Origin of the sequence: Cyanobium gracile PCC 6307 (assembly GCF_000316515.1) — a bacterium.
Taxonomy (GTDB): domain Bacteria; phylum Cyanobacteriota; class Cyanobacteriia; order PCC-6307; family Cyanobiaceae; genus Cyanobium; species Cyanobium gracile.
This window is the reverse complement of the sequence record NC_019675.1, coordinates 1,880,496-1,897,884: the sequence shown is the minus strand read 5'-3', so window position 1 is coordinate 1,897,884 and position 17,389 is coordinate 1,880,496. Positions and strand designations below refer to the sequence as shown.

Below are 17,389 nucleotides of genomic sequence, written 5' to 3'. Positions count from 1 at the left end.
CGATGGGAGATTTCTGGGGGGATGGTTGGTCTCCATCCCCCTGGCCATGGAGGTTCAAGCCCTAGTTCAGGGTGAGCAGGCCACCATTTTGAACCGTCAGCCCATAGGAGATCTGATCCAGTGCCCTGTCGGCGATGTTGGGAGCCGTGGCATTACCGAAGAACGTGCCCCGCTGCTCTGCGGTCACCAGGACTTGTGACCCCGCTGGAGGCGTTCCGCCAAGGGACGAGAGCTGAAGATCCACGTAGCCGCGGGCTTCCAGGTCCAGAGAGGCGAGAGCCGCATCCGTGGGGCTGGGCTGCAGGATGAACAGGGCCGTTGCGTCCGTGGGAAGGAACAGTGGGGAAAACCGGTACTTGTTGCCAACACCGGCCAAAGGGGCCGCCGTGTTCAGGCCGGACGTATCGGTAAACGTAATGACTTCATCCAAGGTCACCCCTGAGGGGAGCCGGGTCGTGAAGACCAAGGACAAGACCAGGTCAAAGGCATTGATATTGGAGATGGTGAGGAAGTAGCCCTGAAGGATGTTGCGACCCAGGTTTTTGACATCACCGAAGCCTGGTGGCAGGGTCGCAGGCAGCTGGGGCTTGAGCAGGACTTCAAAGGTGGAGACGAGGGGCATGGCCGTAGCTCTCTTTGATGGGATGGCAGTATCCGTCTAGAATCTGTGTTGAGAATGACCAGGCGAATACGTCCAGGACCATCGCCTGATTGAAAGCCCAAGGCTGTGATCTTGATGACACGATCCTGTCCAGTTGGTTATGCCATCTGGTGATCAAGCCGCCGCCGCATGTAAGCGATGGCCAGCTCGCCGGCTTCGGCCACCAGTTGGTCGCGGCGGCCCTGCTCCTGGGTGGCGGCGAGCCAGAGCAGGTGGCCGACGGTCTTGACCAGCACGTAGGCGAGCAGGTGGGCGTCCTCCTCGACCAGAGCGGTGCCCTCACAGGCGGCCCGCTCCACCAGCAGGCCGGCCCAGTCGGCGATCAGGCGGGCGTCGGCCTCGGCCTCGATGGCCAGCAGCTCGGGGGTGGCGCTCTGCACATCCAGGAAGATGGCCGGATAGCCGGGGTGGTCGCGGAAGAAGCGATCGGTGAGGGCCACGGCGGCGGTGATGGAGTCCTCCAGCGACAGCGACTGGCCGTCCCCCTCATCGAAGAAGGCCCGCAGCTGCTCGTGCAGCTGCTCGGCGTAGCCCTCGGCGAGGCTGCGCAGGATGGCGCCCTTGTCGGGAAAGAACTGGTAGAGGGAGCCGATCGGCACCCCGGCCCGGGCGGCGATGGCGTTGGTGGTGGTGGAGCTCACGGCGCCCTCCACGAACAGCTCTTCGGCCGCGGAGAGGATCCGCCGCACCCGCTCCTGGCTGCGGGCCTGGCGCGGCTGGCGGCGCAGGGGCGAGGGCTCGGCGGCAGGGGCGGGGGCGTCGGCCATGGCGGGAGGCGGCGCCTCCAGAAAACCTGAGCGATCCTCGCATCCCATTGACAAAGGCGAGGGATGCTCATAATTTCTTGGACGTGAGGACTACTCACGTTCTTTCGCGTCACTTCCGATGACCACCACCGTTTTCCGCCCCACCCCCGCCCCCGCCGCTGCGCCGTTCGAGGCCCAGGCGGTGCCGCCCCAGCTGTTCCGGATCTTCGGCACCGTCATGGCGATGAGCGGCGGCGACAACAGCCTCGAGCTGGTGGGCGCCCTCTCCGACGCCCTGCTCGAGACCCCCTCCTATGCCCTGGCGGCGGAGCACCTGCGCCGCGATCCGGCCTGCGCCGCCCTGATCGACGAGCGCTGGATTCCCCCCGCCCACGACCTGGAGCAACTGGCCGCCCTGCCGGAGGGCTCCCTCGGCCACGCCTACGCGGAGTCGCTGGCCCGCCTGGGCTACAACCCCAACCTCCATGCCGGCATGGAGCCCACCAGCGACGCGGTCTACGTGGAGCTGCGAATCAGCCAGACCCACGACCTCTGGCACGTGGTCACCGGTTTCGACACCTCCATCGTGGGCGAGATTGGCCTGCAGGCCTTCCATCTCACCCAGTTCCCCTATCCCCTGGCCTCGGCGCTCACGGCCCAGTCGCTGCTGTCGATCACCGTTCTGGAGCCCGACCTTCTGCCCCCCCTAGTGGAGGCGATCCGGGTCGGCCTGCAGATGGGGCTGGAGGCGAAGCCCCTGTTCGCCCAGCGCTGGGAAGAGGGCTGGGCCAAGCCGCTGCAGCAGTGGCGCGAGGAGCTCCAGCTGCGTCCGTTCGCCGAGCGGGTGGGGCGGCCATGAGGGGATCCCTGTTGCGGCGGCCAGGCTTCCGCTGGCTCTGGCTGGGCCAGACCCTCCTGTTCGGCGGCGTCCAGTTCTGGTTCGTCGCCGTCACCTGGCTGATGCTGCAGCGCACGGGCTCGGGCACGTCCCTGGCCCTGGTGCTGATGGCGGCGGCCCTGCCCCGGGGGCTGCTGCTGCTGCTGGGCGGCGTCCTGAGTGATCGCCATCCGCCCCGGACGATGGCGGTGCGGGCCGGCTGGATCCTGGCAGTGGCCACCGGGGTGCTCACCCTGCTGGCCAGCCGCGACGCCCTCGACCTGGGCCCGGTGCTGGTGCAGGCGGCCGTGTTCGGGGCGGCGGAGGCCTGCCTCTACCCCGCCGCCCTGGCCCTGCTGCCCCGCCTGCTGGAGGACCGCCATCTCGGGCGGGCCCACGCCTGGCTCCAGGGCAGCGAGCAGATCAGCAACGTGGCCGGCCCCGCCCTGGCGGGGTTGTCCCTGGCCGTGGCCGGGGCGACGGCGGCCCTGGCCCTCGACACCGTTCTGCTGCTGCTCGCCGTGGGCTGCTTCGTGCAGGTGCGGCCTTCCTTAGCCGCGGCGGCCACGGCGCCGACGGGGGGCCTGGGGCAGGGCCTGCGGGAGGGGATCGCCTTCGCCTGGGGCCACGGGGCGATCCGCACGGGCCTGACGCTGATCGCCATGATCAACCTGGCCGTGCTGGGCCCGGTGGTGATCGGCGTGGTGGAGCTGGTGACGCAGCGCTTCGGCGGTGACGCCGCCAGCTACGGCTGGCTCCAGGCCGCCTACGGCGTGGGCGCCCTGGTGGGGGTCTGGTGGGCCGGCCGGTTCGGCGCCCTCGCCCATCCGGGGGGCGCGCTGGGCTGGCTGTCGGCCGGGCTGGGAGCGGGCCTGCTGGGGCTGGCGGTGGCCGGCCAGTGGTGGACGGCGGCCGCCCTGCTGGCGGCGATGGGAATCGGCGGCGGCCTGGTGGGGGTGCTGGCCACGGCCTGGTTGCAGCGGGAGACCCCGGCACCGCTGCAGGGCCGGGTGATGGCCCTGGCGATGCTGGCCGGCGTCGCCTTCGATCCCCTGTCCCAGGCCCTCTCGGGGGTGCTGATCGACATCTCCCTGCCGGGGCTGTTCTTGGCAGCCGGCGGGAGCCTGCTGCTCACCGTGCCGTTTGCCTTGCGCAGTGCGCGGGGGTGAGCGGGCTGGATCTCGTTGCGGGACTTGTACTGCTCAAGGTGGGCAGGTTGGTAAGACTTGCGTATCGCTGGATACAGGTGGGTATCGGATCCATGAACCACTGCTAGAAAATACAAGTTGAGCTCGCAAGCTTGTGCAGCATCAGGGTTTCAGGCAACTTCACCTGCCACACTTCGGGTGGTTCACGGAAAGGGAGCACAAAGGGGGAGTGGTTCACGGATCCTCCCAATAAAGAGTGCAATGAAGGAGATCACATGAAGGATCTGTTCCCCGGCCACTTTAAAGAAAGTGAGAGGCATCTTAGAGAAGTATGGGATACGTCGCTGTTCGTATTTGATGCCAATATTTTACTAAACTTGTACCGATACTCAGATACGACAAGAAGTGAATTCCTTCGCATTTTAGAGAAGATAAAATACAGAGCCTGGCTCCCGTATAGGGCAGCAGAAGAATATTTTAACAACCGTTTGTCTGTTATCGACCAACAAGAAAGGTCATATGAAGACACTACGAAATCGATTAATTCATTGAGAAGTGATCTGGAGAATGCTCGTCAGCACCCATTTGTTAGCTCGGAGACAATGGGTAAAGTTAATCGTGTATTTGAAGAGCTTTGTGAGGAATTAAACCATAATAAATCTGTTCATACTGCACGAATATCGAACGATGAGATAAAGGATGCTCTTGCTTCTGTTTTTGAAAACAGGGTTGGCTCTCCTTTCGAAAAAGAGAAACTTGAAGAACTTATTTTAGACGGTGAAGAGAGATATAAACAAAAAATTCCTCCAGGGTTCAAAGACGGCTCAAAATCTGGTGACAGTGAGGTTTTTATTGAGAAATGCAGGAAGTACGGCGACCTAATCGTTTGGTCCCAGGTAATTGACAAGGCAATTGAATCAGGAAAGGGCGTAGTACTGGTCACTGATGATAAAAAAGAAGATTGGTGGGAGGTGTTCAAGGGTAAAACTGTAGGCCCACGCCCTGAGCTAGTTAAGGAATTTAAGGATAGAGCTAACAACACGTTCCATATGTATCAAGCTGACCGTTTTCTAGAGCTGGCGAGAGAAAATCTAGGCGAACAAGTCAGTGACGAAGTGGTTGAAGAAATAAGGGAAGTAAAGCGACGAGATAAGCTTGCTCACAAACGCATGAGGGAGATAGAATACCTCAAAAGGCGAAAAATAGAAATGAGCCGTCTATTTGAAGAATTGGATCGCAGCAAGCATGTAATGATGACATATGAAGAAGAGCGTCATATGCTTCAGCAGCGTCTGCATGAATTAGAATCAGCGCGGAATGACATGCGACAGCATAAGAATTATCTTTTAAGAGAAGACATGGATAATCCAGAATATGAGCACATGATGAAACGATATGTGGGACTTTCTGAAGAGTATGCACAAGTTAGGCATAGCTTGGATATTTCCTCAAGGAAGCAGCAAGATATGCAAATGAAAATTCTGGAGCTAGAGACAGAAGTGTTCCATCGCATGAACATCATTGAACAAGAAAAATCAGCGGACTCGTAAACTCGCCGCTGATTTTGGTGTTGGCGCGCCACCCATGCCCCGCAGACAGAGCGCAGCTCGGATGAATGACAAGTCTGGCCACTTCCGAGTATAGTTCCGAGCAGAATGGACCTGCTCAACCTGCTCAAGCGCCCTGAGGGGAAGACGCTGGAGTTCAAGCGTGATCTTTCCTCGCCGGATGGGGCGTTGAAAACGATCGTGGCCTTCGCCAACACGGCCGGCGGCACCCTGCTGATCGGGGTGGAGGATCGCAGCCGCAACGTGCGCGGCGTGGCTGTCCCGTTAGATGAGGAGGAACGACTCGCCAACCTCATCAGCGACCGGATCAGCCCTCGGCTGGTGCCGGAGATCGAGATCCTGCCCTGGCGGCAGACGCAGGTGCTGGCCCTGCAGGTCTACCCCAGCCCGAGCCGCCCCCATCACCTGATCCGCGAGGGGCCTGCCGCAGGCGTGTATGTGCGGGTGGGCTCCACCAACCGCCGCGCCGATGCCGAGCTGATAGAGGAGCTGAGCCGTTTCTCCCGGGGCGAGGGCTTCGACGAGCAGCCTTTGCCGGCGCTCGGCTCGGAAGCCATCGACTTCCGAGCGGCTTCCGAGTCGTTCGCACCTTTCCGCGACCTCCACCGCCGCGATCTGGAGACCCTGCGGCTCGTAGGCGACCACCAGGGGAAGACGGTGCCGACCGTGGGCGGCATGATCCTCTTCGGCCATGACCGCGAGCGGCATTTTCCCGACGCCTGGATCCAGGCCGGGCGCTTCGCTGGCAGCGACAAGAGTCGCATCCTGGATCGGATCGAGATCCACTCCTTCCCTGTGCAGGCCGTGGAGGAAGCGATTGCCTTCGTGCAGAAGCATTCCTGGCATGGTGCCATCATCGGTCCGGTGCGCCGCACCGACCGCTGGAGCCTGCCGCCCGAGGCCGTGCGCGAGGCCCTGATCAATGCGGTGGTCCACACCGACTACTCCCAGCGGGGCGCACCGATCCGGCTGTCGATCTTCGATGATCGGCTGGAGATCGAAAATCCCGGCATGTTGCCCTTCGGCCTCACTGTGGAGGATTTGCCCCATGGGGTGTCCAAGTTGCGCAACCGCGTGATCGGCCGCGTCTTCCAGGCGCTGGGGCTGATCGAGCAATGGGGCAGCGGCATTCAGCGGATGACGGCCGTCTGTCGAGAAGCGGGCCTGCCGCCACCGATCTTCGAGGAGATCGCCACCCGCTTTCGCGTCACCATTCCCACGGTCCCCGTGGGCCCAACGGTGGTCGACGCCACGGAGCAGGCGATCCTTGCCAGCCTGAAGGGAGGCCAGGGGTTGGCCACCCGTGAGATTGCGGCCATCATCGGCCTGTCGGCGAGGGCCACGCGCACGCGGCTGAGCCGTCTGATCGACCGTGGACTGGTGCGCGAGATCGGCACCAGCGCCCAGGATCCGCAGCGAAAATACTTCCTGGCCGAGGGTGCCCGCCCATGAACCTGACGCCCGAACAGAAAGCCCGCGTCGACATCGACGCGGCTCTGGTGACCGCGGGCTGGATCCTTCAGAACCGCGACGCCATCAACCTTGCCGCCGGGCCTGGTGTGGCAGTGCGCGAGGCCAAAATGGCCAGTGGCCATGGCTTCGCGGACTACCTGCTGTTCGTGAACGGCAAGGCGGTGGGGGCGATCGAAGCCAAGCCGGCAGGCCACACCCTCAGCGGCGTGGAGCTCCAGTCGGGCAAGTACGCCGCGGGCCTACTGGCGGCGCTGAATCCCCCCGTCAGACCCCTGCCGTTCGTGTACATGAGCACGGGCGTGGAGACCCGCTTCATCAACGGCCTTGACCCCGACCCCAGGACCCGCGCGATTTCCGCCAACCTGCCGCACATCCATCGGCCGGAAACGCTCGCCGAATGGATCGGGGCGGAAACGCTCGATGCCTGGGTGAAGCGCCTGCATGCGGAAGGCAGCGGCCTGTACACCGCCGCCGAGGACACGAAGCCGTCTTCGCTGCGGGGGCGCATCACCACCATGCCGCCCGTTGAGCCCGGCACCCTCTACGCCAACCAGATCGAAGCCGTCACCAACCTGGAGCACTCGCTCAAGCGCAACCGTCCGCGGGCGCTGATCCAGATGGCCACCGGCTCTGGCAAGACGATCGCCGCCATCACCGCCATCTACCGCCTGATCAAGTACGGCGGCGCGCGACGGGTGCTCTTCCTGGTGGACCGCAGCAACCTCGCCAAGCAGGCCGAGAAGGAGTTCCAGGGGTACTGGGCGCCGGAGGTGAACCGCAAGTTCACTGAGCTCTACAACGTGCAGCGCCTCAGCTCGAACACGATCATGGACTCAAGCAAGGTGGTGATCGCCACGATCCAGCGGGTGTATTCGATGCTCAAGGGCGAACCTGAGCTCGATCCCACCCTGGAGGAAGGCTCCCAGTTCGAGAGCGGCGCCGACGCCATCCTGGAGCCCCTGCCGGTGGTGTACAACTCGGCCTTGCCGCTGGAGTTCTTCGATGTGGTGGTGATCGATGAGGTGCATCGCTCCATTTACACCCTATGGCGGCAAGTGGTGGAGTACTTCGACGCTTTCCTGATCGGCCTCACCGCCACCCCCTCAAAGCAGACCTTCGGCTTCTTCAACAAGAACCTGGTGATGGAGTACGACCACGAGCGGGCCGTGGCCGATGGCGTGAACGTGGACTTCGAGATCTACAAGATCCGCACCCGCATCACCGAGGGTGGCTCCACAGTGGAGGCCGGGCCCGACACCATGCTCGGCTTCCGCAACCGCCGAACACGGGCCCTGCGTTGGCAGTCCGCCGAGGACGACCTTACCTACGACCCCAGCGAGCTTGACCGCCGCGTGGTCGCCAAGGACCAGATCCGCACGATCATCCGCACCTTCCGTGACCGGTTGCCGGTGGACATCTTCCCCGGCCGCAAGGAGGTGCCGAAAACCCTGATCTTCGCCAAGGACGACAGCCACGCCGAAGACATTGTGGAGATCATCCGCGACGAATTCGGCCGCGGAAATTCCTTCTGCCAGAAGATCACCTACCGGGTGACGGACGCGAAGCCTGAGGATCTGATCCAGGCCTTCCGCAACCAGTACGAGCCGCGCATCGCCGTGACGGTGGACATGGTGGCCACGGGCACGGACATCCGCCCAATCGAGATCGTGATGTTCCTGCGGGCGGTGAAGAGCCGTTTGCTGTTCGAGCAGATGAAGGGCCGTGGGGTGCGCATCATCGACCCCAACGACCTGCGCGCCGTCAGCGGCGAAGAAGCCATCGCCAAGACCCACTTCGTGATCGTGGATTGCGTGGGCATCACAGAAACACCGCTGACCGACAGTCAGCCGCTGGAGCGCAAGCGCACGGTGAGCCTCCAGGCGCTGCTGGAGCACGTGGCCATGGGTGGCACCGATGAGGCGGTGCTCTCCTCCCTGGCCAGCCGCCTGGCCCGGCTCGACCGCCAGTGCGGACCTGAAGAACAGGCCAGGTTGGTGGAGGCCTCCGGCGGGCCCACCCTGGCAGATCTCTGCGGGGCGATCGTGGGCGGGCTCGACGCCGACCGCCAGATCGCCGAAGCCCGACGGTTGTTCGAGGTGCCCGAAGGCTCCGATCCCACGGATCAGCAGGTCGGGCAGGCTGCGGAGGCTTTGTTGAAGGAGGCTGTTAGGCCATTGGCCACGAAGCCAGAGCTGCGCACCCTGCTGGTGGAGCTCAAACGGGAGCTGGAGCAGGTGATCGATGAGGTGTCGGTGGATGAGCTGCTGGAGGCCGGCGCCAGCGTGGAGGCACGCGAGAAGGCCCGTGCGCTCGTGACCGATTTCGAGCAGTTCATCGCGGCCAACCGAGACGAGATCGATGCCCTGCAGTTCTTCTACGCCCAGCCCTACGGCAAGCGCCTGTCGTTCAACGACATCAAGGCCCTGGCCGAGGCGATCAAGGCACCGCCCCGCTCCTGGACGCCCGAGCGGCTCTGGCGCGCCTACGAGCTGCTGGAGCGCGACAAGGTGCGGGGTGCTTCCGGCCAGCGGCTGCTCACGGATATGGTGTCGCTGATCCGCTTCGCCACGCACAAGGATGTGGAGTTGGTGCCCTATGGAGAGCAGGTGCGCGAGCGTTTCGAGAATTGGCTGGCGCAGCAGGGCAACAAGGGGCGGCCCTTCAGCGAGGAGCAACGCCGCTGGCTGGCGATGATGCGCGACCATATCGCCACCAGCCTGGAAATCCAGCTCGATGACCTCGACTACGCGCCGTTCGCCGAAGCTGGAGGCCTGGGCAAAGCAGTGCAGGTGTTTGGATCCGGGCTGCGTGAAGTGATCGGGGAGTTGAATGAGGTGTTGGCGGCGTGACTAACACAACAAATAGAGGCTGGGCACATTCATGTCTTGCTGAGATTACTCAAGTCATGCGAGGGAAGGTATCCCCTAAGGAGCATCCAGAGCTTCCATTTATAGGCATGGATAATGTTGAGGCACATACCATGCGCCTTCTGGGCTCTTCTGCCTCCTCGGAGATGAAGAGTGCCTCGGTACACTTCCAGTCAGGAGATGTTCTTTACGGAAGACTTCGGCCATATCTAAATAAAGTAATTTCCCCTGCCTTTGAAGGCCTGGCATCTGCCGAGTTCATACCACTCACAATGCCGACAGGAATCGATCCCAGGTTTGTCCAATACCGTCTGAACGCTGCTGATTTTGTTGCCTATGCCTCCCACCTTGACGAAGGAGATCGGCCACGGGTTGATTACAATCAAATTGGTGCCTTCTCTATTGGCCTTCCACCTTCCTCTGAACAACACCGCATCGTCGAAGCTATTGAGAGCTACCTCACCCGGCTCGATGACGCCATGGCGACCTTGGAGAGAGTGCAACGCAACCTGAAGCGTTACCGCGCCTTGGTGCTCAAGGCCGCTGTCGAAGGCCGGCTGGTGCCCACCGATGCCGAACTGGCCCGCGCGGAGGGCCGGCAGTACGAGCGCGCCTCGGTGCTCCTGGAGCGCATCCTTGCCGAACGCCGCCGCCGCTGGGAGGAGGGCGAGCTGGCGAAGATGAAGGCCAAAGGAAAGGTGCCGAAGAACGACAACTGGAAAGCGAAGTATGTGGAGCCAACCGGGCCGCACGCGAGCGAACTGCCGGAGTTGCCAGTGGGGTGGTGTTGGGCTTCGATGGATCAGCTTACAGCTCGTATTACTAGTGGCTCAAGAGATTGGACGCAGTACTACGATCGCGGAGACTCGATCTTCCTGATGGCTCAGAATGTCCGACCTGGATTCCTGGACTTGACACACAAGCAATTCGTTGATCCTCCGCTTGAGGACACGAGTTGCGAGCGGAGCCAAGTGAGAGCCAACGATCTTTTGGTGACCATAGTCGGAGCCAACACTGGAGATGTCTGCCGTGTTCCAGTCGAGCTGTCTCGCCACTATGTATGCCAAAGTGTCGCCCTAATGAGGCCGGTTGAACCTTCTTCGAGTCATTATATTCATTTCTATCTCAACTCTGCTGCAGGCCAGGCAGCGTATGCCAACTTCATGTATGGGCAGGGGCGGCCCCATCTGAGCTTTGACAACTTGCGAGAGACTGTTATCCCACTGCCACCCCTTGGTGAGCAGATCAGGATCCATGAAGTCATTGAACAGAAGCTTTCCGTTGCCGAAGAGGTTTCAGGGTCAATCTTCATTGAACTGCTTCGGTGTACTCGCCTGCGCCAATCCATCCTCAAGTGGGCCTTTGAAGGGCGCCTCGTCGACCAAGACCCCAGCGATGAGCCCGCCGAAGTGCTGCTGGAGCGCATCCGAGAGGAACGCGCTGCCAGCCGTGGCAAGAAGCCACCACGCCCCCGCCGAGTGAACACGAGGTCCGCAAGCGCATGAGCGAAGCAGCCAACCGCATCGTCCAGAAACTCTGGTCCTACTGCCACGTTCTCCGCGACGACGGCCTCTCCTACCAGGACTACCTGGAGCAGCTCACCTTCCTGCTGTTCCTCAAGATGGCCGATGAGCGCGCCCAGCTCACCGGCGAGGAGCAGCCGATCCCCGAAGGCCACCGCTGGGCCGACCTGGCCGCGCCGCAGATGGAGGGCGTGGAACTGGAGCAGCTCTATCGCCGCACCCTCAGCGCCCTGGGCAAGGAGGGCGGGATGCTCGGCCTGATCTTCGAGAAGGCCCAGAACAAGATCCAGGACCCGGCCCGCCTGCGCCAGCTAGTGGTGGAGCTGATCGGCAAGGAGAACTGGTCGGCGATGTCGGCCGATGTAAAGGGCGACGCCTACGAGGGCCTGCTGGAGCGCAACGCCCAGGACACCAAGAGCGGTGCCGGCCAGTACTTCACCCCGCGGCCCCTGATCGATGGCATCGTCGCCTGCGTGAGGCCTCAGCCCGGCGAGGTGATCGCCGACCCCGCCTGCGGCACTGGCGGCTTCCTGCTCTCCGCCTATGAGTTCGTGCAGCACAACCACCAGCTCGACCGCGACCAGAAGCGCCACCTGCGCTTCGAGGCGCTGCGCGGCACCGAGCTGGTGCCCAACGTGGCCCGCCTCTGCGGCATGAATCTCTACCTGCACGGCATCGGCCCCGACGGCGATCACCAGCACGCCGTACCGATCCGCACCGATGACGCCCTCCGCGATGAGCCGAGCAGCCGCGTCGATGTGGTGATCACCAATCCGCCCTTCGGCAAGAAGTCGTCGATCACGATCGTCAACGACGACGGCGACAGCGAACGCCAGGCGCTCACCTACAACCGCCCCGACTTCTGGACCACCACCTCCAACAAGCAGCTCAACTTCGTGCAGCACATCAAGTCGCTGCTCAAGATCCACGGCCGCGCCGCTGTGGTATTGCCCGACAACGTGCTGTTCGAAGGGGGCGTCGGCGAGACCGTGCGCCGCAACTTGCTTAAGGAGTGTGAGGTGCACACCCTGCTGCGCCTGCCCACCGGCATCTTCTACGCCCAGGGCGTGAAGGCCAACGTGCTGTTCTTCGATCGCCGGCCCGGTGCCGATACCCCCTGGACGAAGACCCTGTGGGTGTACGACCTGCGCACCAACAAGCACTTCACCCTCAAGACCAAGCGCATGGTCCGCGCCGATCTCGATGAGTTCGTGGCTTGCTATCGCCCTGGCGATCGCCACAACCGCGAAGCCACCTGGAGTGAAGCCAACCCCGAAGGCCGCTGGCGCTCCTTCAGCTACGAGGAGATCCTCGCCCGCGACAAAGTCAGCCTCGACCTGTTCTGGCTCCGCGATGAGAGCCTCGAAGATTCCGCCAATCTGCCGGAGCCGCACCTGCTTGCCCAGGAGATCGCCGACGATCTGCGCTCTGCTCTGGCCCAGATCGAGGACGTGCTGGGTGATCTGGAGCAGCGGGTGGGGGCTGGTGAGTTGGAGGAGGGGTAGGCAGCGAATGGGAGCCCAACTTCCAGATGCGGAAGACGGGAGCAAGGGTTTGTTCACCCGGCCAGGATTTTCCCCCGCTTCTGATCTGGTGCGTCAGGTGATCGGAGGTCTTTGAAAGTGGAGCGCAATTCCGACCCACTCGTGCGGCGTTCTCAACGGGTGCTGCTCATGGTCCACGAGCTGCACAAGCTCGGCTATCAACGGCTGCGGATCGCCCCAGGCATGTCACCGTCTGGGATGCACTGGCGATGCTCAGTCACCCACGTCGGAAACATCCAGCGCATGCACGGGGCAATGATGTGCGACTTCGACGATGCAGCCCACTACACAACGGGGCAGGACAATAACTATTTCGGCTGGGAGGACGCGCAGAAGGACACGGCCCGGCAGCTCGCTTCAAAGTTCCTCGAACGCTTCCCCACTATCTCCCAGCTGGGCCAAGGTGCCGACTGGCCATATGCCGGCTGGTACGTCCAGATGCTCGGTTTCGCCGAGCGTGGGGTACTGCCTGTTGCCTATGCCGACTGGTACGGCGAGCCAGACCCAGGATGCATGCTGACGACAGCCGGCTTCCATAGCGGGCTTCCTATGCCGCCCCCCGTGGAGGGCATCCCAGGCGCCGGGCCGGTCACATCAGAGGACGGCGAGGGCGGATCGACCGGTCAAAGGAAGTGATGGCGAGCATCGAAGCGCTTGCTCAGATCTTTAACCGCGACGCCGAGATCCACACAGTGACCAGCCACCACGCCCATCCCTTCTGATCGCCCCCGGCCCCACCCCCTCCCCCATGGCCACCAGCGACTTCTTCCGTCCCGATTACCGCTCGGCCCGTGAGGCGTTCCTGGCCGCCGCCTTTGGCGCCGGCGCCCGGCTCACCAGCCATGTCCTGCCCGATCACCGCGGCCCGGCCGGCGAGTCGCTCGCCATCGATGCGGCGGCCTTGGGCCCCGCCGAGCCCGAGTCCCTGCTGCTGCTGATCTCCGGCACCCACGGCGTGGAGGGCCTGGCCGGATCCGGTTGCCAGGTGGGCGTTCTGCTGGATGAACTCCACGGCGCCCTGCCGGCCGGCGGCGGGGCGCTGCTGATCCATGCCCTCAACCCCCATGGCTTCGCCTGGCTGCGCCGCGGCAACGAACACAACATTGATCTCAACCGCAACGGCCTCGACTTCCGCGGCCCCCTGCCCGAGAACCCGGCCTACGACGCCCTCCACGCCGCCCTGCTGCCCGGCGACTGGGACGGGCCCGAGCGGCAACGGGCCGACGTCCTGCTGGAGGCCTTCATCACTGGGCAGGGGATGGCCGCCTACCAGGCGGCGCTGCAGCGCGGCCAGTACACCCATCCCACCGGCCTCTTCTACGGCGGCAGCCGCCCCAGCTGGTCGCTGTCCACCCTGGAGACGATCCTCACCGATCACCTCGGCCCGGCCTGCCGCCGTCTGGCGGTGATCGACCTGCACACCGGCCTGGGCCCCTGGGGCTACGGGGAGCTGATCGGCAGCGGCAGCACCGACGCCGACGGGGAGCGGCTGCAGCGCTGGTATGGCCCGGAGGTCACCCGGCCCGGCCTGGGCCCGTCCAGTTCGTCGGTGGTGTCGGGTTCGGTGCCTGTGTTTCTGCGCCGCATGTTCCCTGCGGTGGAGCTCACCTATCTGGCCCTGGAGTTCGGCACCCGGCCGATCGCCGAGGTGCTGGCGGCCCTGCGCGCCGATGCCTGGCTGCACGCCGTGCCCGATCGCCCCACCCCCCACCGGGAGGCGATCCGCCGCCAGGTCCGCGAGGCCTTCCTGATCGACAGCCCCGCCTGGCGGGCCGCCGTCTACGGCCGCTGCGCCGATGTGGTGCTGCGGGCCTGCCGGAGGTTGGGGCAGGGCTGATGGAAAGTCTGGTCAAGTCGCCCATCCCGGCCTGATCCCGGCCATGGCGAGCAGCTTGCCGATGTCGTGGGCCACGGCGGCCAGACCAGCTCTCACCGATTGGTGGCCGTGCAGCGCGAGCAGGTTCTGGGCCAGAGTGCGCAGCGTGGCCAGCACCGCTGCACCGGGGCCGCCATAGCGGTGGTCATCTTCATGGAGTTCATGGAGCTGGGTGTCGAGGAGCCTGTGCCAGCGGTCCCTCACAAGTTGCAGCAAGGCTTTTGGCGTGGTGCGCAGGCTGGTGAGAAATAGGTGCCGCTGGAGGGAGGGCTTGCCGGCACGCTTGCCGCTGACGACCAGTTCAATGATCCAGCTGCTGCGGGGCCAGGCCTCGGAGATGAAGCCAGGAGCCTGTTTGGCCCTCAGTGTCCAGGTGGTGTCGCGCCCGTGACCATGCTCTGAAACCGTTGCCGTGAAAGGGATCTTGCGGGAGTAGAGGAACTGCTCGCTGTCAAGAGGAAGTCGGCCCCCTGCTCCGTGAGCTGCCGAAAAACGGTTGCTGCGTGTGCAGGGCATCCGCCTGGATCAGGACACTCTCAAGATCTAGCTCGCCCAGCGGCTGCCTGAGCACTGCGAGCTCGTGGTGCGCACCGGTGGCGTAGCAGGCCTGGCTGATCGCCACACCCAGGGCGGCCGAGTACAGCGTCACCTGGGAAATGAACGCGGAGTGTCCCGTGTCAATCAGGTTGACGCCCGTCAACCTGATTGACACGGGACAATCTTGTGCATCCGCTCCTCGGGCAGCGGCTGCTTTGGCCCTGGCCTCCGCTGCCTCTTCCTGTTGCTGCCGTGCAGTCGCTGCAGCGGTCTCCGCCTCCATCTCCTCGTGGGCCTGACGGATGCGTGCCAGACGGTCCTGGCGCCGGCGCTGTTCATCCGGCGGATCACTGCCCAGCTTCCCCTTGCCGTAGCGCTTGTCTTCCTCGGCATCAAGGATCTCCGCCCGGCGCATCAGGGCGGAGATCTCCGTCTCCAGTTCCTATCAAGCTTTATGAAGGGTGAAATCCGTGGCACACGATCGCGACTAAGACTGAAATAGTTGCATGTGCACCTGGATGCCATCACTTCATCCGATGAAGCCAATCCGGAACATCTCTCTTTGTCTACAATGGAAACATTCATCACTGATTGTAGCTTCCATCTTCCTATGCACAGGATGCCAGACGGATGAAATTCTCAAGGCTACCGCTAAATATGCAAGCGATTCCGCCAAGATTAGCGAGGTATATCCAGCAATAACAAATGACTTTGTTGAGTCCTGCAAGAGGAGGGCTACCTTTGAAGCCCTTGGAGAAAGTATCAAAGAGCCAAGAGTTGCCGATAGGTTCTACAACGAAAGGAAGAGATGCTTTGAGGGAGGAGTCCAGAGTAGCTCCTCAATTGCCGATACACTAAATATAATCAATAAATTGATTGTCGATTACCTCAAGTCCCTGGCTGGAGTGGCAGAAGCCAATGATTACACAGATGAAATTGGCAAGCTAGCCAAGTCAATTAGCGGACTCCCTGGGATGAGCGATAGTCAGCAAGCCAAAGACACATTGGAAGCTAGCAATACGATAGCCAGTGTATTGGCTAATCAGCTTACAAAGTCATATCGTGCGAGCACAATACGTGAAGCAGTGGTCAAGTCTGATCGTGCCCTAGCTGTATTGACTTACTCATTATCGTCGGCAACTTATTATGGATATTTAGGGGGAGTTAGCCCGGCCCCTGGTGTAAACTCGTCTCTAGGTGCTGACAATAGGCCAGGCTTGGCCAGGGAAAACTCCCTGCTCAACAATTACTATGGTGCTCCAATTGATGCTTCCCAGCTTCACTTGCCACGGCAGCCCTTACAGGGATTCATTGAAGTGTCAATATACGACAAATGGATTGAAGAGCAAGGCAAACTTGATGCCAAGCGTGCTGTAGCACATAAGTACCTCAGGCTGCTGAAGGACATAACCTGCGATCACACTGCATTGCGCTTGTTGATTGAGAAGAATACTACCACTAGTGTTGATGATGCAAATCAGAATTGCAAAGAACCATCCAAAGGCGGGCTAAATGTCAACCGACGGCTCGGAGAGGGGACTGCCACGCTTGAAGATCAACTTGTGCTCAAACTTAACTCTTATCATTCCCGAATCGAGAAACTTAGTCTAGAGTACAATAATGCCTTCATCGTGGAGTAATAGTTGAGTTCTTGAGCCATCAAAGATGATAGCTCCATCGCCGGATGCCTAGTTCCCCCTTTCTTACTCATTCAATCACTTGAGAGACATCTCCATGTCATTTTCCAGATTCCCTACCGATCCTGAAGCACTTTTTTCAGCGGCCCATGATGCATACGACAACATTGGGATCCACGAAAAGAAGCGAAATGCAATAACCGACAAAATCAATAAGCTGAGCCAAGATGTTCCGGTGCCCATCGACAGGCTGTGGAATCTCAAAATGCAGCTTTCTGATCTTAACGACAATATCAGACAGCTATCAAGAGAAGCTGAGATTCTTGTCAATGCTGCCATTCGTGGTTTGATTTCTTCCTCGGATGTCGAGAATGCTTCAAGCGCTCTCAAGTGTGCCAATGGAAAAGCAGCTTTAGCGCTAAATAGCTTGGCACAGTTTGACAACTTTCTTGCAGTCTCAACGGCATACGTCGACTTTGTTTCGGCCTTGGCTAAGGCCGCTGCAAGCGCACCGGCCAGCCTGTTGGCGATTTCAGAAATTATTGATTCGTTTCAGAAGTTGGTATCTCTTGAGCTGCAAGAAACTCTTACAGAGGAAGAACTTAAGCGGATTAGAAATGAATTAGCGGTAGATTGTGTGAAGATCGTCTAAGGTCTGTCTATGACTGACTCTGTAAACTAGCGACGGGATGAGCTGGGGATCGTCCCCTCAACATAGTGTGTACGTATTTTTTCCCAGCCGTCCCAGGCCGCCGAGGCGCCACAGGGGGTGAAGTTTGGTTGAAATTCCCGCGGACTCATTCCGGGCTTCGCCCGGAATGAACTGAGCACCGCTCTAGGAGTTTGTTGCTCGTAAGGCGCCCGCCCAGTCATCGCTATCGCAATTAAGCGCGCTAACCATGGCGGCTCAACGGCTACTGCAAGGAACCCAA

At 61.6% G+C, this 17,389-nt stretch carries 15 protein-coding genes; 11 read left to right on the top strand and 4 right to left on the bottom strand.

The annotated features are described in order from the left end of the window. Positions 1-61: 61 nt before the first annotated feature. Positions 62-622 carry a hypothetical protein gene (locus CYAGR_RS09165; RefSeq protein WP_015109520.1) on the bottom strand — a complete coding sequence of 187 codons (561 nt, stop codon included), beginning with the start codon at positions 620-622 and terminating at the stop codon, positions 62-64. 137 nt (positions 623-759) lie between these two features. After that, a complete protein-coding gene (locus CYAGR_RS09160) occupies positions 760-1,428 on the bottom strand; it encodes a TetR/AcrR family transcriptional regulator (protein ID WP_015109519.1) in 669 nt (222 codons plus the stop codon). Between the two features lie 118 nt (positions 1,429-1,546). Between CYAGR_RS09160 and CYAGR_RS09155 the strand changes: the two genes are divergently transcribed. From CYAGR_RS09155 to CYAGR_RS09125, 9 genes are all read left to right on the top strand, one after another. Continuing rightward, the gene (locus CYAGR_RS09155) at positions 1,547-2,266 is read left to right on the top strand and encodes a Coq4 family protein (protein ID WP_015109518.1); all 720 of its coding nucleotides are present in this window, start codon (positions 1,547-1,549) and stop codon (positions 2,264-2,266) included. Then, positions 2,263-3,453, top strand: coding sequence for an MFS transporter (locus CYAGR_RS09150; RefSeq protein ID WP_015109517.1), 1,191 nt, complete (start codon positions 2,263-2,265; stop codon positions 3,451-3,453). Before CYAGR_RS09155 ends, CYAGR_RS09150 begins: the two co-directional genes overlap by 4 nt. A gap of 254 nt (positions 3,454-3,707) precedes the next feature. After that, positions 3,708-4,982 carry a PIN-like domain-containing protein gene (locus CYAGR_RS17140; RefSeq protein ID WP_015109516.1) on the top strand — a complete coding sequence of 425 codons (1,275 nt, stop codon included), beginning with the start codon at positions 3,708-3,710 and terminating at the stop codon, positions 4,980-4,982. Between the two features lie 105 nt (positions 4,983-5,087). Next, the gene (locus tag CYAGR_RS09145; RefSeq protein ID WP_015109515.1) at positions 5,088-6,452 is read left to right on the top strand and encodes an AlbA family DNA-binding domain-containing protein; all 1,365 of its coding nucleotides are present in this window, start codon (positions 5,088-5,090) and stop codon (positions 6,450-6,452) included. Beyond that, positions 6,449-9,322 carry a type I restriction endonuclease subunit R gene (locus tag CYAGR_RS09140; RefSeq protein WP_015109514.1) on the top strand — a complete coding sequence of 958 codons (2,874 nt, stop codon included), beginning with the start codon at positions 6,449-6,451 and terminating at the stop codon, positions 9,320-9,322. Before CYAGR_RS09145 ends, CYAGR_RS09140 begins: the two co-directional genes overlap by 4 nt. A 107-nt stretch (positions 9,323-9,429) precedes the next feature. Continuing rightward, positions 9,430-10,845 (top strand): restriction endonuclease subunit S, encoded by a 1,416-nt coding sequence (locus tag CYAGR_RS17135; protein ID WP_216593340.1) that lies wholly within the window; start codon positions 9,430-9,432, stop codon positions 10,843-10,845. Continuing rightward, positions 10,842-12,368, top strand: coding sequence for a type I restriction-modification system subunit M (locus tag CYAGR_RS09135; RefSeq protein ID WP_015109512.1), 1,527 nt, complete (start codon positions 10,842-10,844; stop codon positions 12,366-12,368). Before CYAGR_RS17135 ends, CYAGR_RS09135 begins: the two co-directional genes overlap by 4 nt. 117 nt (positions 12,369-12,485) lie before the next feature. Next, positions 12,486-13,043, top strand: a complete 558-nt coding sequence (locus tag CYAGR_RS09130) for a hypothetical protein (RefSeq protein WP_172637170.1) — start codon at positions 12,486-12,488, stop codon at positions 13,041-13,043. Positions 13,044-13,155: 112 nt separating this feature from the next. After that, positions 13,156-14,244 carry a M14 family metallopeptidase gene (locus CYAGR_RS09125; RefSeq protein ID WP_015109510.1) on the top strand — a complete coding sequence of 363 codons (1,089 nt, stop codon included), beginning with the start codon at positions 13,156-13,158 and terminating at the stop codon, positions 14,242-14,244. 12 nt (positions 14,245-14,256) lie between these two features. Here CYAGR_RS09125 and CYAGR_RS09120 read toward each other — a convergent pair whose 3' ends face one another. Together CYAGR_RS09120 and CYAGR_RS09115 are read right to left on the bottom strand one after the other, a co-directional pair. Beyond that, positions 14,257-14,799 (bottom strand): transposase, encoded by a 543-nt coding sequence (locus CYAGR_RS09120; RefSeq protein ID WP_216593339.1) that lies wholly within the window; start codon positions 14,797-14,799, stop codon positions 14,257-14,259. Next, a complete protein-coding gene (locus tag CYAGR_RS09115; protein ID WP_043325652.1) occupies positions 14,735-15,235 on the bottom strand; it encodes a hypothetical protein in 501 nt (166 codons plus the stop codon). The genes CYAGR_RS09120 and CYAGR_RS09115 overlap by 65 nt, the downstream gene beginning before the upstream one ends. Positions 15,236-15,356: 121 nt before the next feature. Here CYAGR_RS09115 and CYAGR_RS18325 point away from each other — a divergent pair, with 121 nt between their 5' ends. Further along, positions 15,357-16,460 (top strand): hypothetical protein, encoded by a 1,104-nt coding sequence (locus CYAGR_RS18325; protein ID WP_156818430.1) that lies wholly within the window; start codon positions 15,357-15,359, stop codon positions 16,458-16,460. Between the two features lie 79 nt (positions 16,461-16,539). Beyond that, complete coding sequence (locus tag CYAGR_RS18320; protein ID WP_156818429.1) at positions 16,540-17,109, top strand: hypothetical protein; 570 nt, start codon at positions 16,540-16,542, stop codon at positions 17,107-17,109. Positions 17,110-17,389: the final 280 nt, after the last annotated feature.

Excerpts from the sequence above, each read along its gene's own strand:
- CYAGR_RS09165 (WP_015109520.1), bottom strand. The coding sequence starts at position 622 with ATGCCCCTCGTCTCCACCTTTGAAGTCCTGCTCAAGCCCCAGCTGCCT.
- CYAGR_RS09160 (WP_015109519.1), bottom strand. The coding sequence starts at position 1,428 with ATGGCCGACGCCCCCGCCCCTGCCGCCGAGCCCTCGCCCCTGCGCCGC.
- CYAGR_RS09155 (WP_015109518.1), top strand. The coding sequence starts at position 1,547 with ATGACCACCACCGTTTTCCGCCCCACCCCCGCCCCCGCCGCTGCGCCG.
- CYAGR_RS09150 (WP_015109517.1), top strand. The coding sequence starts at position 2,263 with ATGAGGGGATCCCTGTTGCGGCGGCCAGGCTTCCGCTGGCTCTGGCTG.
- CYAGR_RS17140 (WP_015109516.1), top strand. The coding sequence starts at position 3,708 with ATGAAGGATCTGTTCCCCGGCCACTTTAAAGAAAGTGAGAGGCATCTT.
- CYAGR_RS09145 (WP_015109515.1), top strand. The coding sequence starts at position 5,088 with ATGGACCTGCTCAACCTGCTCAAGCGCCCTGAGGGGAAGACGCTGGAG.
- CYAGR_RS09140 (WP_015109514.1), top strand. The coding sequence starts at position 6,449 with ATGAACCTGACGCCCGAACAGAAAGCCCGCGTCGACATCGACGCGGCT.
- CYAGR_RS17135 (WP_216593340.1), top strand. The coding sequence starts at position 9,430 with ATGGATAATGTTGAGGCACATACCATGCGCCTTCTGGGCTCTTCTGCC.
- CYAGR_RS09135 (WP_015109512.1), top strand. The coding sequence starts at position 10,842 with ATGAGCGAAGCAGCCAACCGCATCGTCCAGAAACTCTGGTCCTACTGC.
- CYAGR_RS09125 (WP_015109510.1), top strand. The coding sequence starts at position 13,156 with ATGGCCACCAGCGACTTCTTCCGTCCCGATTACCGCTCGGCCCGTGAG.
- CYAGR_RS09120 (WP_216593339.1), bottom strand. The coding sequence starts at position 14,799 with ATGCCCTGCACACGCAGCAACCGTTTTTCGGCAGCTCACGGAGCAGGG.
- CYAGR_RS09115 (WP_043325652.1), bottom strand. The coding sequence starts at position 15,235 with ATGCGCCGGGCGGAGATCCTTGATGCCGAGGAAGACAAGCGCTACGGC.
- CYAGR_RS18325 (WP_156818430.1), top strand. The coding sequence starts at position 15,357 with ATGAAGCCAATCCGGAACATCTCTCTTTGTCTACAATGGAAACATTCA.